12 protein-coding genes and 1 riboswitch are annotated in these 15,123 nt (G+C 61.1%); of the genes, 1 reads left to right on the top strand and 11 read right to left on the bottom strand.

The genetic code is table 11. The features are described from left to right. Positions 1–43: 43 nt before the first annotated feature. The 11 genes from argB to ACQRAJ_RS02820 form a co-directional block, all read right to left on the bottom strand. A complete protein-coding gene (argB, locus tag ACQRAJ_RS02870; RefSeq protein WP_427718310.1) occupies positions 44–1,024 on the bottom strand; it encodes an acetylglutamate kinase in 981 nt (326 codons plus the stop codon). A gap of 81 nt (positions 1,025–1,105) precedes the next feature. Then, a complete protein-coding gene (gene argJ, locus ACQRAJ_RS02865) occupies positions 1,106–2,374 on the bottom strand; it encodes a bifunctional glutamate N-acetyltransferase/amino-acid acetyltransferase ArgJ (RefSeq protein ID WP_427747681.1) in 1,269 nt (422 codons plus the stop codon). Between the two features lie 134 nt (positions 2,375–2,508). After that, the gene (gene argC / locus ACQRAJ_RS02860) at positions 2,509–3,579 is read right to left on the bottom strand and encodes an N-acetyl-gamma-glutamyl-phosphate reductase (RefSeq protein ID WP_427747680.1); all 1,071 of its coding nucleotides are present in this window, start codon (positions 3,577–3,579) and stop codon (positions 2,509–2,511) included. A 263-nt stretch (positions 3,580–3,842) separates the two neighbouring features. Next, complete coding sequence (locus ACQRAJ_RS02855) at positions 3,843–4,253, bottom strand: pyridoxamine 5'-phosphate oxidase family protein (protein ID WP_427718303.1); 411 nt, start codon at positions 4,251–4,253, stop codon at positions 3,843–3,845. A gap of 54 nt (positions 4,254–4,307) precedes the next feature. Further along, a complete protein-coding gene (locus ACQRAJ_RS02850; protein ID WP_154514803.1) occupies positions 4,308–4,754 on the bottom strand; it encodes a pyridoxamine 5'-phosphate oxidase family protein in 447 nt (148 codons plus the stop codon). Between the two features lie 30 nt (positions 4,755–4,784). Continuing rightward, a complete protein-coding gene (locus tag ACQRAJ_RS02845) occupies positions 4,785–5,585 on the bottom strand; it encodes an energy-coupling factor transporter transmembrane component T family protein (RefSeq protein ID WP_427747679.1) in 801 nt (266 codons plus the stop codon). Continuing rightward, positions 5,585–7,489: an energy-coupling factor transporter ATPase gene (locus ACQRAJ_RS02840; protein ID WP_427747678.1), complete on the bottom strand. Its 1,905-nt coding sequence runs from the start codon at positions 7,487–7,489 to the stop codon at positions 5,585–5,587. The genes ACQRAJ_RS02845 and ACQRAJ_RS02840 overlap by 1 nt, the downstream gene beginning before the upstream one ends. Next, complete coding sequence (locus ACQRAJ_RS02835; RefSeq protein ID WP_427747677.1) at positions 7,486–8,076, bottom strand: ECF transporter S component; 591 nt, start codon at positions 8,074–8,076, stop codon at positions 7,486–7,488. The genes ACQRAJ_RS02840 and ACQRAJ_RS02835 overlap by 4 nt, the downstream gene beginning before the upstream one ends. Positions 8,077–8,081: 5 nt before the next feature. Then, positions 8,082–8,274: riboswitch (FMN riboswitch) on the bottom strand. Positions 8,275–8,642: 368 nt separating this feature from the next. Next, positions 8,643–10,280, bottom strand: coding sequence for a chaperonin GroEL (gene groL / locus ACQRAJ_RS02830; protein WP_154514811.1), 1,638 nt, complete (start codon positions 10,278–10,280; stop codon positions 8,643–8,645). Positions 10,281–10,376: 96 nt separating this feature from the next. Then, positions 10,377–10,670, bottom strand: coding sequence for a co-chaperone GroES (gene groES / locus ACQRAJ_RS02825; RefSeq protein WP_427718293.1), 294 nt, complete (start codon positions 10,668–10,670; stop codon positions 10,377–10,379). A gap of 921 nt (positions 10,671–11,591) precedes the next feature. Beyond that, a complete protein-coding gene (locus tag ACQRAJ_RS02820; RefSeq protein ID WP_427747676.1) occupies positions 11,592–13,235 on the bottom strand; it encodes an amidohydrolase in 1,644 nt (547 codons plus the stop codon). A 304-nt stretch (positions 13,236–13,539) separates the two neighbouring features. Between ACQRAJ_RS02820 and ACQRAJ_RS02815 the strand changes: the two genes are divergently transcribed. Then, positions 13,540–15,003: a M20 family metallopeptidase gene (locus tag ACQRAJ_RS02815; RefSeq protein ID WP_427747675.1), complete on the top strand. Its 1,464-nt coding sequence runs from the start codon at positions 13,540–13,542 to the stop codon at positions 15,001–15,003. The last annotated feature ends 120 nt before the right edge of the window (positions 15,004–15,123 follow it).

Here is a 15,123-nt window from a genome sequence, read left to right as displayed (position 1 = left end):
TGGCGCGGACTGTGGGTGTAACGGTGTGACGATTTCTAACCAGCTAGACCGTCTGGAGCTTCTCGACCTCGTCGAGGTTCTCGGTCAGGCGCGCCGCAAAGGTCGAAAGCGGGTGCGGGTGCGTATCAAATTCGTAGGCCGTCTCGGTAGAGTGGATCACGGTGCCGACGCCGGCATCGGTCAGCAGCTCCAGGAGCAGCGAATGCGGCGTGGTACCGTTAATGATGTGAGCGCGAAATACGCCGCCGACAAGCGCATCGACGGCCGCGCGCAGTTTGGGAATCATGCCCTTATCGACCTCGCCACCGTAGAGCATCTCATTAACCTCGTCGAGCGTTAGGTTGGAGATGAGCGAGTCTTTATCGCTAAAGTCCTTGTACAGGCCGTCGACGTCGGTCAAAAAGATCGCCTTGTGCGCGTGGAGCGCCGCCGCAACGGCACCGGCGGCGGTGTCGGCGTTGATATTGAAGAAGCCACCGTCCTCCCCCGCCGCGACGGTAGCGATGACGGGAATATACTCGCTATCGAGCAAGTTCTCGATGTAGTCGGTGTTGACATGCGTCACTTTGCCCACGCGTCCGAGCTCGGGGTCGAGCGGCTCGGCGATGAGCGTGCCGGCGTCGCTGCCCGATACGCCCACGGCCAAGTTACCGTGGTGGTTGATTGCCGCCACCAGCTCTTGGTTAACCTTGCCGCCCAGCACCTCGCGCACGATATCCATGGTCGCCGGCGTGGTCACGCGCTGGCCGTTCTTAAACTCGACGGGCATATCGTAATGGCTCAGCGCCTCGTTGATGGCTTTACCGCCGCCATGCACGATGACGGGGCGCATGCCGATAATCTTGAGCAAAACGATGTCGCTCATCACGTCGCGACGCAGTTGCTCGTCTACCATGGCGGCCCCGCCATACTTGATAACGACCGTCTTGCCGGTCAGGTTTTTAATCCACGGCAGCGCTTCGAACAGCAGCTGCGCAGTTGCTTCGTTGGATTCGCTCGAACGACAATCGCGTGCGAATTTCATAATCTGCCTCGTCTTTCGTATCGTTATCGCGCTGTGCTCCGCTGCCCGCAATCGCGGCGAGATGCGCAGCGTGCCTGGAGTCTAGGAGCGGTAGTCGCCATTGATTGAGATGTACTCGTGCGTGAGGTCACAGGTCCACACGGTCGTTGCCGCGTCGCCTGCGCCCAGGTCGGCCGAAATCACGATCTCGGGCGCCTCAAAACGTCGCAGGGCCTCGTCCTCGTCAAAAGGAACAGTCAGGCCCTCGCGGCAGACGGGCATGCCCATCATGTCGATGGAAACGTCCTCCTGATTAAACTTTACGCCGCACTTGCCGAGCGCCATGGCAACGCGACCCCAATTGCAGTCGTGGCCAGCGATGCAGGTCTTGACGAGCGGCGAGTTGGCGACGGCACGGGCGGCGATATCGGCTTCCTCGTCGTTGGCGGCGCCGGTGACGTTAACCGTCACGAGCTTTGACGCACCCTCGCCATCGGCCGCAATGTTACGCGCCAGGCTCTCGCACACCTCGTGCACGGCAAAGGCCAGCTCGCCAAAGGCGTCAGTGCCCTCGACGATGGCCTCGGCATCCGCGGCGGCAGCGCCAGAAGCCAGCATGATACAGGTGTCGTTAGTCGAGGTATCGGAATCGACCGTTACTTTATTAAAGGTCTGTTTAACGGTCGAGAGCAGTAGGGTGTGGAGCGCCGCCGACTCGACGGGGGCATCGGTAGTAATGACCGCGATCATGGTGGCCATATTGGGCATGATCATGCCCGATCCCTTGCACATGCCGCCCACCGTATAAGCGTTGCCCACATGGCCCACAGCCTCACTGCGGTAGCGAACGGCATACTCCTTGGAATGCGTATCGGTCGTCATGATGGCACAGGCTGCATCGGCGCCGCCATGGGCAGAGAGTGCCTCGTAGGCGGACGGAATTGCCGTCTCAAACGTGTCGATCGGCAGAATCTGTCCGATCACGCCCGTGGAGGCAACTAAAATCTGTTGGGGTTCACAGCCAATGACCTGCGAGGCGATATTGCACGTCTCGCGCGCACAGGCAAGGCCGGTCTCGCCCGTGGCGGCGTTCGCGTTGCCGGAGTTGATTGAAACACCGGCGATGATGCCATAGCCCTTGTCCGTACCGCCCAGGTTGGCACGGCTCACCTGCACGGGCGCCGCACAAAAGCGGTTAGTCGTAAACACGCCGGCCCCGGGACAGGGTTTATCGGGCACAACGAGCGCGTAATCCAGGCGCTCGGGATTCTTGCGGAATCCGGCATGGATGCCCGCCGCCTTAAAGCCGGCTGCCGCCGTTACGCCGCCCTCTACGGTACGAATCTTGATATCGAACTGCTCAGCATTCATCGTCTGTACGACTCCTTATGTCAAACAAAAAATGGGCATCGGTTGGTGCGCCATGTCAGCCACAATCATGAGACCAGCTTAAAAGTGGCGCCAAACTCGATACCCGACTACCAAATCGTTAATAATCGAATGTGCTACACCGGGCACGCCACTGTGGGCAAGCCTCGTCGCTCGTCAAAACCAAAGACGATGTTGGCGCACTGGACCGCCTGGCCCGCAGCGCCCTTGCACAAATTGTCGATGGCGCCCGTCGCCACCAGCACGCCCGCACGCTTGTTGAGCGCAAGGCCGATCTGGGCGGCATTGGTACCGACAACCGAAGCCGTCTTGGGCTGCTGGCCGGCATCGAGCACGCGCACAAAGGTACGACCGGCGTAGAACTTCTTGTAATGGTCGACGGCATCCTCAAGAGTCAGCGCTTCGAGAGCCTGCGTTGCGAGCGGCAGCGTCACCGTAGAGAGCAGGCCGCGCTTGAGCGGTGCCAGGTGCGGAGTAAAGACGACGCGATCGGTAAGGCCCAGAATTTGCTCGATTTCTGGCGTATGGCGATGTTTTCCTACGCCATAGGCCTCCAGATTCTCGTCCGCGCTGCAAAAATGGGTGCGGGTGTTGCACGACTTACCGGCACCCGTCACGCCACTGATGGCGTCGACGACTACGGGGCCGCTCTGGGCCACCCAGCCCGCACGCACGGCAGGCGCGGCAGCAAGACTCGTTGCGGTGGGATAGCAACCGGCGCAGGCGACCAGCACGGGTCTGCCAGCGGCATGGCTGGAAGCAGCGGTCTCTAAGTCCCGGCAGAACAACTCGGGCAGACCGAAGGCACGTGTTTTAAGCAACTCGGGGCTCGTGTGCTCGGCGGCATACCATGTCTCAAAGACAGACGCGTCGCTCAGACGGTAATCGGCCGAAAGATCAAAGCAAGAGACACCCGATGCAAGCAGAGCGGGCACCTGTGCCATGGCAGCCGTGTGCGGTACGGCAAGAAAAACCGCATCGCAGCTCTTGAGTTCAGGGGCGTCATGCGTGGTGAAAACCAGATCGCTCACGCCAGCAAAGCTCGGATACACCACGGACAGCAGCTGGCCGGCATCGGCGTTGGACGTAATGGCAACAAGTTCAAACTCGGGATGGCCGAGCACGAGGCGAATAAGCTCGGCGCCGGCATATCCAGCCGCGCCGACGATTCCAACCTTTAAAGACATATCGGACTCCTTGTCTGCGGTCTTATGCGTCATTGCGCATTCCGCAGCCGTCGTTATGAGGTAGGTTGAAACTTTAGCACCCGAGAATGCATATTTACGCAAATAATTTGTGTCTTCATGCATTGAAACATATCCGACACATTCGCTTGAAAGAATTGACAAAAAATAAGCGAGCTCTGCATTAGCCGCAGCGCATCATGCTGCTGGCCAATGCAGAGCCCACCTTATACGGAATACCAAACTTAAGGGTCGCCCAGAGCAGCCTAGAGCTCGACCGGAACCCATTCGTCGTGATTGCAGATAAAAGCCTCGGGGTCCTCGACGCTAAAGAAGACGAGCGTGGGATCGTTAGGCCCCTCATAGTGCTCGCTCAAGCGCTCAAGATGTTTCCACCCGGCCTCGCGCATTTCATCCGAAGCCCGGTCGTCCAGACCCGCACGTCCGCGCAGGATCAACCAACCATGGCCCGGCCACCAACTCGTGGCCTCAAAGCGCTGGTTTTGCAGCAGCTCTTGCCACACATCTTTGGTGCGCGCCGTTACAAACCACAGCTTGCCGTCCTGAATCTGCGCAAACGAGAACGGACGCACATGCGGCTGCCCGTCCACGCTCGTCGCTAGGTACCACGCCGGCACCGACGTCAGATACTCCAGCACCGTATTCAATCCGTCCACGTTTCCTCCTGTCATCTGACCAGTCTTTTTGGAATGGGCAGCTAATTTGGGAAATTAAAGCTCGAGGAGCTCTTCGCTGCCGTCGATATCGCAGAACCGCGCGGCGATGTTGCGGACCGAGAAGAACGCAAGGCGGCCATCGTTGGCACTATCGTGTTGCTCGCCAATGCCCACCATGTGCTTAAAGCCCGTCTGGCGCACCTTGTCACTCACGAATGCATCGTCCTCGAGTGCGGCCTCGCCAGTTAACACGATCCAGCACTCCCCCGGCTTCCAGCCCGATACCTCAAACTTGGGATTCTTGCTCAACTCCGCCCACACGTCCTTGTCGCGCGACGTGCAAAACCACAGCTTGTCGTTATCGACCATGGCAAACGAAAACGGCCTCACGCGGGGCTGATGCCCGTCGTTTGCATCGGTCGTGGCAAGATACCACGCCGGAATGCGCCGGAGATACGAGCAGACGCGCTCGAGCTGAGCCGTGCGATCGATGTCGGTCATAGAGACCCCTTTCTTGCGCTCGAATCGAGCTTAGACGAGTTGAAGATTGATAACGACAACGCATGCCACCAACAGCGCCATCGCCACCGCGGCCAGTGCATCCCCGCGGCCAAACGTAAGCGCATGCAGACGCGTGCGCCCCCGCTCGCCGTGATAGCAGCGCGCATCCATGGCGGCCGAAAGCGTCTCGGCATGACGGAACACGCCAGTAAACAGCGGAATCGCCACACTGCCGAGCATGCGCACGCCACCGAGCGGACCGCCCGTCACGCGCGCGCCACGGCTTGCCTGTGCATCGGCCGTCTGTTTCATCTCGGTGGCAAATTGTGGCATAAATCGCAGTGCGATACCCATAATCATGCCGAGCTCGTGCGCCGGAAGCCCCACGCGCGCGAATGGTGCGAGCAGGCGCTCAAAACCCGCGGTGAGGTCGAGCGTCGGCGTGGTGAGCGTAATGGCGCTCATGCCGGCCATCATCATCGTCAGGCGACACGCCATAAACGTCGCAGAACGCAGCGAGCCCTCGCTCACCTGCAAAAAGCCAAACTGCCACAAAATGCGGCCACTCTGATCGGAAAACAGGTTGAGCACCGCGACCACCACGACAATCGCCAGCAGTGGTGCCATCGACGATAGGACCCGACGCAACGGAACCCGGGCCGCGACATAGACCAGCACGACAAAAATTGCGATCGGAACCAGCCCGCGGAAGCTGCCGACGGTGAGCGCAGTGATCAGAAATGCGAAACCTAGGAGCAACTTAGTGCGCGGATCCAGGCGGTGGATCGCACTATCGCCGGGATAGTAGCTGCCAAACGAAAACGCCTCCATTAGCAGCCCTCCTCTTGCGTGGCCATCTTGGAACCAGCCTGACGCGACGCCCTCAAAGGTCCGTCCGCGCAGCCTAGCAGCATGCCGGCCAACTCGTCGGCCAGTGACTCAACCGTATAAAGCTTGTCGCAGCGGAGCGGCACACCGGCTTGCACGAGCGACAATGCCATGCGCTGCGCAGCGGGAACGCCCAAACCGATCGATTTGAGCTCGTTCGCGTGCGCAAAAACCTGTGCGGGCGTTCCATCGGCGAACACCGCGCCCTCGTTCATCACAACGATACGGTCACAACAATTTGCCAGGTCATCCATGCTGTGCGAAACCATGACAACGGTCAGGCCCTCACGATGGAGCCGATCGATGAGCTCCAGGAAATCCCTGCGCGCAGCCGGATCGAGCCCCGCCATGGGCTCGTCGAGCACCAGGACCTCGGGCTCCATGGCGAGCACGCCGGCAAACGCCACGCGGCGCTGCTGACCGCCCGAAAGTTCAAAGGGGCTCTTGTCGCCTATCGCAGCAAGGTCGAGGCCCACGCGCGCAAGCGATGTTGCGACACGGCGAACAACCTCGTCTTGCGGCAGGCCAAGGTTGCGCGGGCCAAACGCCACGTCCTGCGCCACGGTCTCGGCAAATAGCTGGCGCTCGGGATACTGAAACACCACGCCGACCTTGGCCTTAACCGCGGCGGCGCCTTTCTTGCTTGATAGGTCGAGCCCCAGTGCGCAAACGCTCCCCTCCTGTGGACGAATCAGCCCGTTGAGATGCTGAACCAGCGTTGATTTACCCGAGCCGGTATGACCCGCCAGGCCCAGAAACTCGCCGCGACGCACCGTCAGCGAAACATCACGTAGCGCCCAGGGGCTGTTTGGATCGTTGCCCCAAAGAGCCTGTTTGCCCGATGCGCCCACAGTGGTCGAGCGCTTGCGCCATCGGCGGCGCTCGCGGGCGCTCAGCGACCAACTATGCGAGAGGTGCGAAATCTCGATGACGGGCTCCGACGCGACCATCCCGTCGGCTGCAGAGGATGCATGGTCAAGCACACGAGAATCGGATGCGGAGGGCCGCCCAGCGACGTCCGCCCCGCTTCGCTCAGCATAAACCTGTGCAATCTCGGCGACCATATCCGCCTCACGCACCTGCGCGCAAACGGGTACGCCCTTCGCGCGGAGTGCCCTACCTAGAGAGCACGACGCCGGCATATCCAGGTTGAGCTGGGCAAGTTCGTCCGCCCGCGTCAAGATTTCCTCGGGCGCACCGAGCATGGCAACGCGCCCCGCCCGAAACACCGCGACACGATCGGCCTCGGCGGCCTCTTCCATAACGTGCGTAATCATCACGATGGTCATGCCGCGATCGTGCAACGCGCGGCAAACCTTCATGAGGCCCTTACGTCCACGCGGATCGAGCATCGAAGAAGCCTCGTCCAATATGAGCACGCGCGGTTCCATGGCGAGCACGCCGGCAAGCGCCACGCGCTGCTTTTGGCCGCCCGAAAGTGCATGGGTCTCGTGGCGCTCAAAGCCCACCAGGCCCACACCCTTCAGCGCCTCGCGTACGCGCTGCGCAATTTGCGCCGATGGCACGCCAAGGTTTTCGAGACCAAACGCAACGTCATCTTCGACAAGCGTTGCCACCAGCTGATCATCGGGATTCTGGAACACCATGCCCGCAGTCGAGCGGATGTCGTAGACCAGCTCGGGATCGGACGCGTCCATGCCGTTGATACGCACCGTTCCTGCATCGGGCTGCAGCAGCGCATTCAGATGCTTGGCAAACGTCGACTTGCCCGACCCATTGCCGCCGAGGATGCAGAAAAACTCGCCATCCTCGATGTTCAGATCGATACCGTCGAGCGCCGGCGTGACACCGTCATAGCTAAAGGAAACGCCTCGACAATCAATCATGCGCGGCCTTTGACCTGGTTCTTTTTAGGCGTGAGGAGGTTGGAGACCGCTTTGTACACTGCAAGCGTGAGCACCGAGTTGAGCACGGTCTTGATAAGGTTGAACGGCAGCACGGCAGGAACCATGAGCGGGGCGATCGCATCGACCGAGCCATACCAGAACCATACGCCAATGGTAAGGTTTGCGGCCATAGACAGTGCCGTAGCGGCAATGACGCCGAACACCAGGCCAATCACAGCACCCTTATAGGTATGCATCTTCTGGTAGACGATAGCCGCGGGCAGAATGTAGCCCAGCGTGGCAACCAGGTTCATAAGCGCACCGACCCAGTCACCCGTGGTGAGCGCGTGAATAACGATAGCCATAGCGGCAACAGCAGTACCGGCGCCGGGACCATACGCAAAACCGCACACCATCGCCGGCACCAGCGACGGGTCGTAGGTCAAAAACGGCGCCGAAGGAAGGATGGGCAGCTGCACGTACATAAACAGGGCGCCCAAGGCGCACATCAGCGCCATGGTAACGAGCTGTTTGGTGCTCCACCTATTCGTGTTCTCGAAATGGATATGCTGCGACTGTTCAGACATAAGATCACCTGCCTCTTTCATCCGGACTCTAACCGTTGGTACTGGGATCTCACCAGTTCAGCCGACATGCGAACCAACGCACGCACGGGTCGCGGACTCATCGGCTCGGACGCAGGCACCTCGCCTGCGCCACGGTGCCCCTCTGGCACCGTCCGATTTACCGCCAGTGGGGAATTTCACCCCGCCCTGAAACAGCAATTCCAAGTCTAGCACGGGCAGGCTTTCGCGCAAGCATGCCAAGGGTAATTTATAGTGGGGATCAGTTGCCGCAACAACCACGTTCCCCACCCATCCCACAGTAACGCGCCTTTCGCGCAAAGCGCGAAACAGCGTCCGGGATACGTATCCCCAACAACCATGTCCTTCTCCGCGAGCCGACCTCAAGGCCGTAAACGCAGGGAATCCGGGGGCGTGACGGGGTTTCTCTCCGGAACATTCCGCAGGACGCAAAGAGGCTCCGCAGCGCGAAGCGCGATGCGGAGCCTCTTTGCATGTCCGAGGACGTTCCGGAGAGAAACCCCGTCACGCCCCCGGATCCCCGGTGGGAGTTCTAGACCTTGTCGGCCTTAGTACATACCGCCGCCCTGCTGACCAGCGGTAGCAGCAGCGATAGCATCCTCAAGCTGAGTGTTCTTGGGCACATCGGAAACCGTGGCCTCGGTGATGAGGATCAGGCTGGCGACAGAAGCAGCGTTCTGCAGGGTGACGCGGCTGACCTTGACGGGGTCGAGGACGCCCATCTCGATCATGTCGCCCCACTCGCCGCTGGCAGAGTTGAGACCCTGGCCAGCGGGCAGCTCGGCGACCTTGTCGACCACGACAGCGCCCTCAAAGCCAGCGTTCTTGGCAATGGTTGCGACCGGAGCGGTCAGAGCCTTCTTGACGATGTCGACGCCGATCTTCTCCTCGGGGTCGTCGATCTCGACGGCATCGAGCGCAGGCACAGCGTCCATGAAGGCGACGCCGCCGCCAGCGACAATGCCCTCCTCGACAGCAGCGCGGGTTGCCTGCAGGGCGTCCTCAACGCGGTGCTTGATCTCCTTGAGCTCGGACTCGGTGGCAGCGCCGACCTTGATGACGGCAACGCCACCGGAGAGCTTGGCCAGGCGCTCCTGGAGCTTCTCGCGGTCGAAGTCAGAGGTGGTGTTCTCCATCTCGCCCTTGATCTGAGCAATACGGGCGTCGATGGCCTCCTTGGAGCCAGCGCCGCCGACGATGACGGTGTTGTCCTTGGAGATGGTGACGGACTTAGCGGTACCGAGCATATCGGCGGTGATGTCAGCGACCTTCACGCCCAGCTCGTCCAGAGCGGCCTGACCACCGGTGAGGACGGCGATGTCCTCGAGAATGCGCTTGCGGCGATCGCCGTAGCCCGGAGCCTTGACGGCGCAGACGTTGAGGGCGCCGCGGATCTTGTTGAGGACGAGGGTGGGCAGGGCCTCGCCGTCGATGTCCTCAGCGATGATGAGCAGGCCACGGCCAGCGCGCTGGACAGCCTCGAGAACAGGCATGATGTCCTGGACGCTGGAGATCTTCTGGTCGGTGATGAGGATGTACGGATCCTTCATCACGGCCTCCATGCGGTCGTTGTCCGTGACGAAGTAAGCGGAGACGTAGCCCTTATCGAACTGCATGCCCTCGACGGTGTCGATGGTGATGTCGAACGTCTGGGAATCCTCGACGGTGATGACGCCGTCCTTGCCCACGACTTCCATGGCCTCGGCGATCTTCTCGCCGACCTCGGGGTCACCGGCGGAGATGGTACCGACGGAAGCAATCTGCTCCTTGGTCTCGACCGGCTTGGCCTGCTTCTTCATCTCGGCGACGGCGGCGTTAACGGCCTTGTCGATGCCGCGACGGATGGCCAGCGGGTTGGCGCCAGCGGCGACGTTGCGCAAGCCGTCGTTAACGATGGCCTGAGCGAGCAGGGTTGCGGTGGTGGTACCGTCACCCACGGTGTCGTTGGTCTTGGTGGCGACCTCCTTCACCAGCTGGGCACCCATGTTCTCGATGTTGTCCTCGAGCTCGATCTCCTTGGCGACGGAAACGCCGTCGTTGGTGATGGTCGGGGCACCGAACGTGCGCTGCAGGGCGACATAGCGGCCCTTGGGGCCCATGGTGACGGTAACGGCATCGGCCAGAGTGTTGACGCCCTTGGCGAGCTTAGCGCGGGCATCGGTATTGAACGTAATGTTCTTTGCCATGGTAGGTAATCCTCCAAAAGAAATGTGACTCACGTCGCCGCTTCCGAGTCCTATGCGGCGACCGCGTTCAAAGACGAATCAGAGAGCCTGATGAGACTAGGCCTCGACGACGGCGTAGATGTCGTCGGCGCGCATCAGCAGATACTTCTCGCCGTCGACCTTGACCTCGTTGCCACCGAACTTGCCATAGATGACAACGTCGCCTTCCTTGACGTCCATGGGGATGCGCTCACCCTTGTCGTTGACCTTGCCAGCGCCAACGGCAACGACGGTGCCGCGCTGCGGCTTCTCCTGAGCGTTGCTGGCGATATACAGACCAGAAGCGGTCTTCTGCTCGGCCTCGTCGGGCTTGACCAGAACACGATCTGCAAGCGGTTTCAAAGACGACATGCTTGTCTCCTCCTTTTTGGGCCGCGTGGTTATGCCACGCGAATTAACCCTATTTGTTTGCGTACGCGTTGAATGGTACCCACGAATGGCGGGTTATACAACACAGAGTCAAAAAATCTTATTTTTTGGCACTTAGATTTTCTGAATGCCGGGGGAATAACTTGTGCGCAGCTCCCGTGTGGCGCCGGAGGGGCGGGGCATAAGGTTTCCTGCTCGGGCAGTCCTGCTCGCACGAAGGCCACATTACGTGGCCTTCGGCTCGTGCGGAACTCGCGACAAACCTTATATCCCGCCCCTCCGGCGCCACACGGGAGCCAAGTTAACTAGTTCGGGCGCGGCATTCAGAAACGTCAGTGCATCAAAATGGCGATGTGGATAGGAACATGGGCATGGCTTTCGCTGCACGCACGGGTCCCCTGGGGAGCACCGTGCATTTTTGGGAGTATTCAGCAGACCAGGATGGCTGTATACGCGCCAGACACATCTTATTGGTCCCAAGGACGCCTTCGACCGGCGATTTGAGTCGGCAGGCAGACCCCATCAGGGCATAAAGGCATGCCTCGTGCCTGCCCGGACGCCAAAATGACGTCAATCCCCATGACATTACCCGACCGCAACGGCGCCGGCAGAGCTCGCAGTGCTGAATACTCCGTTTTTTGCACGGCCCAGGCGGGGGTACATCAGGGCCAGAAAGAACATCCCAACCTTTTTATGCAATCTGTAATGGGAAGTATGCAAAACACCATGAGGCAGCATTGCAAATGTCCGATTTGAACGCGCGGGGCAGCAGCGCCTCCACCCCACGCACAAATCCGGCAGAGCAGGGACGCTCATAACGAGTCCCCACCGATATGCAGACGTGGCTCGAGCGCCATCCCAAAATAAGTCGCCCGGGCCGCGTTTAACGACACGGCATGAGCATCAGCGCTCGTAGATGAGGTTACCGGCTAGGTAGGTGGCCTGAACCTTGGTGGCTTGCAGCTCTTGGGGGTCAACGGTGAGCGGGTTTTGATCCAAGACTACCAGGTCAGCATACTTGCCGGGCTCCAAACTGCCGAGGTTTTGCTCGTCACCTGCCGCATAGGCGCTGCCCAAGGTGTAGTTGCGCAAAGCCGTTGCCGCGTCGATGCGCTCGCTCGGCAACCAGCCGCCCTCGGGCCAGTGGCTTTTGGGGTCCTGGCGTGTGATAGCCGTGTAGAGCACGTCCATGCTGGTAACGGGCGTGATGGGGCTGTCGGTACCGAAGGCTTGGCGAATGCCGCGCTGCTTATAGGTTGCGAACGGCCACATGATGCGGCTGCGCTCCAAGCCCAAATCGCGCTCCGGTCCACCCGGGTCGAGCGTAATGTGGCAGGGCTGGCTCGAGGCGACCACGTTGAGCTTGCGCAGGCGGTCGATGTCCTCGGGCAGGAGGTTCTCCAGGTGCTCGAGCGTGTTGTGGCCGTGCTGGGGCAGGCCGTACAGACCGGCGGCTTCCTCGAAGATATCCAGCGCGGCATGAATCGCACCGTCGCCGATAACGTGGATGCGCACGGCGCGGCCGCGCTCCGCAGCCGCCAGAACCAGCTTGCGCATGCGCTCGGCGGAAACCGTCAGACGGCCTTGGTCGCCCGGGAAGCGCGGGTTGGTATAGGGCTCGGTGAGATATGCCGTATGTTCGCTCGACACACCGTCAAAGAACTGCTTAAAGCCCGGCGCCGAAAGCAGTGCGTTGTTCGCGTAACGTGCCTGCAGCTCTTCTAGACGCGACTGGTCATCCAGCAGCGTGGGGAACAGATGGGCACGAATGCCCAGCTTGCCGGCTGTCTGCAGTTTGTCGTAGACGTCGTCGCGGATAAAATCGCAGCCCGGCATGGGCATGAGCGACATGTCGCAGATAGAGGTGATGCCCTGCTCGGCCATGCGCCTCATTTGATCGGCGTAAGCGCTTGCGATGCGATCTTCGCCCAGCCACTCAAGGCAGCGCGGCAACAGCTGCATGGCGGCCGCCTCGTGAGCAATGCCCGTGAGCTCACCGTTTGCGTCCTTGTCGTAGCTGCCGCCCGCTGGCGGCTCGCTATCGCGCGTGACGCCGAGCGCCTCGAGAGCGCGACTGTTGAGCCACAGCGTGTGGCCGTCGCCCGAGTACATAACGCAGGGACGATCGGGAAATACCGCATCGAGCGACGCCTTGGTAGGATGCTCGGGCGGGTCCCAACGGTAGTCGCGCCAGCCCTGCGTCACAACCCAAGCGTCGTCGGGCAGATCCTGGGAAAACTCGAGCACGTGCTGCACCAGCGCCACCTCGGACGTGCCCCCATCCATGAGCATATACGGCGAGGAACCGACCGAGGTATGAAAGAAGTGCAGATGAGCGTCATGGAAACCGGGGCAGACAAACTGCTCGCCGTAGTCGATAACCGGCGTGGCGGCAGGCGCGGCGGCGATCACGTCATCGGGCTTGCCGACTGCGACGATACGGTCGCCTGCGATGGCAATCGCCAGCTCACGGGCGGTATCGATGCCGTCTTGCGAGGTAAAGACGTTCTTAGAGCGGATAATCCGATCGATATGTTGCATGGGCATCCCCATCTCTGGCAGGAAATTCAACACCCCCGAGTGTACTCCACCGCCACAGCTGCAAAACGTCAAGCGGTAAACGGCACCTTTCCCAACCCCAACGGCCCCGCCTGCCACTTGGGGACGGGGTAGAAATGGTAGATTTCAAGCTTGAAAGCCGCATCCAAGGCTGCGTGCACAAGCAATTTGGACCTGTCAAGGTTACGGAGGTATCCATTTCTACCATTTCTGCCCCGTCCCCAAGTGGCAGGTGGCATACTGGAAAGAGCCTGTACGATTTTGCGATAAACCAGCAAGGAGCAAATCGACCATGACGAAGACCAAGGCACAGCAGATTATGGCAGCGACCGAGGCCCGCGCGGCTGATGACGTCACCGCAGCCATCCAAGATATCGCCGCCGAGTTTGAGCCCTACATCATCAAGCAGCGCCGGCACTTCCATAAGCACCCAGAGTTGAGCCTCGCCGAAGAGCGCACGACTTCTGACATCGCCAACCAGCTCGACGCCATGAATATCCCCTACGAGCGCCCGCTTAAGACGGGCCTGGTGGCGACCCTTCGCGGCACCGCACCCGACGCCTACCGCGAGGACGGCACGCCGCGCCGCCGCATCCTGCTGCGCGCGGATATCGACGCCCTACCCGTCACCGAGCAGACCGGCGAGGAGTTCGCCAGCGTCAACGAGGGCTGCATGCACGCCTGCGGCCACGACTGCCACATTGCCATGATGCTCGGCACGCTGCAGATCCTGCGCCATATGACCGACGACATCCACGGCGAGGTCCGCATCGTCTTCCAACCCAGTGAGGAAAACGGCCAAGGCGCCAAACTCATGATCGGCACGGGTGTGCTCGACGGCGTCGATGGCGCCTACGCCGCACACATCTGGAGTGAGGTCGACGCCGGCACCGTAAGCTGCGAGCCCGGTCCGCGCATGGCCAATACCGACTGGTTCCGCATTGATGTCCGCGGGACCTCGTGCCACGGCGCCATGCCCCAGCGCGGCCACGACGCCGTCATGGTGGCGGCCGAGATCGTCAACGCCCTGCAGACCATCGTTTCGCGCGAGATCAGCCCCTACGAGCCGGCCGTCATTACCGTCGGCGAGCTGCACGGCGGCACCGCGCGCAACGTTATCGCCGGTACCGCCTACCTCGCCGGCACGGTGCGCACCTATGGCGATTCGACGCACGAGGAAATGCCCGAGCTCATGCGCCGCATCGTAGAGCACACTGCGGCGGCCCTGGGCGCCGAGGCTGAACTTACCGACTACACCATCGCCAACTACAAGGTCGAAAACGACGTCGCCTCGAGTGAGCGTTGTCGTCAGGCCGTGGTCAAGTGTCTGGGTGCAGCCGGCGAAGGCCATTATCGCGGCACGCTTTCGGGCGAGGATTTCTCGGAGTACCTGCGCCGTGTACCGGGTGTGCTTGCCTTTGTGGGCACGCGCAACCCCCAGATCGGCGCCACCTATGCCCAGCACTCCTGCTTCTATAAGATCGACGAGAGCGTGCTCGCCAAGGGCTCCATGGTAGCCGCTCAGTATGCTATCGACTTTTTGGCCGAGCCCACGCAAGAGGAGCTCGACGGCCCCGCTATCGCCGCGGTTGCCGAGACCAATCCCGACTTGGCCGCCAAACTGCGCTCTGCCAAGGCAACAGCCGCCGAGGCCCGCGACGCCATGCACGACGCCCGTACCGCCCGCCATGCCGCCATCAAGGGCATTCACGATGCCCGTGCCGCCGCTCGCCACGAGGAGAAGCACAACGAGTAGTCGAATCGCGACCATCTCGCAGCCGTAGCCACATCGCGATGTCAAAGCGGGGGCGGACGTTTCGACACGTCCGCCCCCGCTCATTCGTCAAGCACTATTTCTACCATTTCTATCCCGTCC

The sequence above is a fragment of the Collinsella sp. SGI.184 genome, assembly GCF_050313415.1.
In the GTDB taxonomy this organism is placed as follows: domain Bacteria; phylum Actinomycetota; class Coriobacteriia; order Coriobacteriales; family Coriobacteriaceae; genus Collinsella.
This window is presented reverse-complemented; position numbering and strand designations above follow the sequence as displayed.

What these genes read in the sequence shown, in the direction of transcription:
- argB (WP_427718310.1), bottom strand. Translation starts at nt 1,024, where the DNA reads ATGAAATTCGCACGCGATTGTCGTTCGAGCGAATCCAACGAAGCAACT.
- argJ (WP_427747681.1), bottom strand. Translation starts at nt 2,374, where the DNA reads ATGAATGCTGAGCAGTTCGATATCAAGATTCGTACCGTAGAGGGCGGC.
- argC (WP_427747680.1), bottom strand. Translation starts at nt 3,579, where the DNA reads ATGTCTTTAAAGGTTGGAATCGTCGGCGCGGCTGGATATGCCGGCGCC.
- ACQRAJ_RS02850 (WP_154514803.1), bottom strand. Translation starts at nt 4,754, where the DNA reads ATGACCGACATCGATCGCACGGCTCAGCTCGAGCGCGTCTGCTCGTAT.
- ACQRAJ_RS02845 (WP_427747679.1), bottom strand. Translation starts at nt 5,585, where the DNA reads ATGGAGGCGTTTTCGTTTGGCAGCTACTATCCCGGCGATAGTGCGATC.
- ACQRAJ_RS02840 (WP_427747678.1), bottom strand. Translation starts at nt 7,489, where the DNA reads ATGATTGATTGTCGAGGCGTTTCCTTTAGCTATGACGGTGTCACGCCG.
- ACQRAJ_RS02835 (WP_427747677.1), bottom strand. Translation starts at nt 8,076, where the DNA reads ATGTCTGAACAGTCGCAGCATATCCATTTCGAGAACACGAATAGGTGG.
- groL (WP_154514811.1), bottom strand. Translation starts at nt 10,280, where the DNA reads ATGGCAAAGAACATTACGTTCAATACCGATGCCCGCGCTAAGCTCGCC.
- groES (WP_427718293.1), bottom strand. Translation starts at nt 10,670, where the DNA reads ATGTCGTCTTTGAAACCGCTTGCAGATCGTGTTCTGGTCAAGCCCGAC.
- ACQRAJ_RS02820 (WP_427747676.1), bottom strand. Translation starts at nt 13,235, where the DNA reads ATGCCCATGCAACATATCGATCGGATTATCCGCTCTAAGAACGTCTTT.
- ACQRAJ_RS02815 (WP_427747675.1), top strand. Translation starts at nt 13,540, where the DNA reads ATGACGAAGACCAAGGCACAGCAGATTATGGCAGCGACCGAGGCCCGC.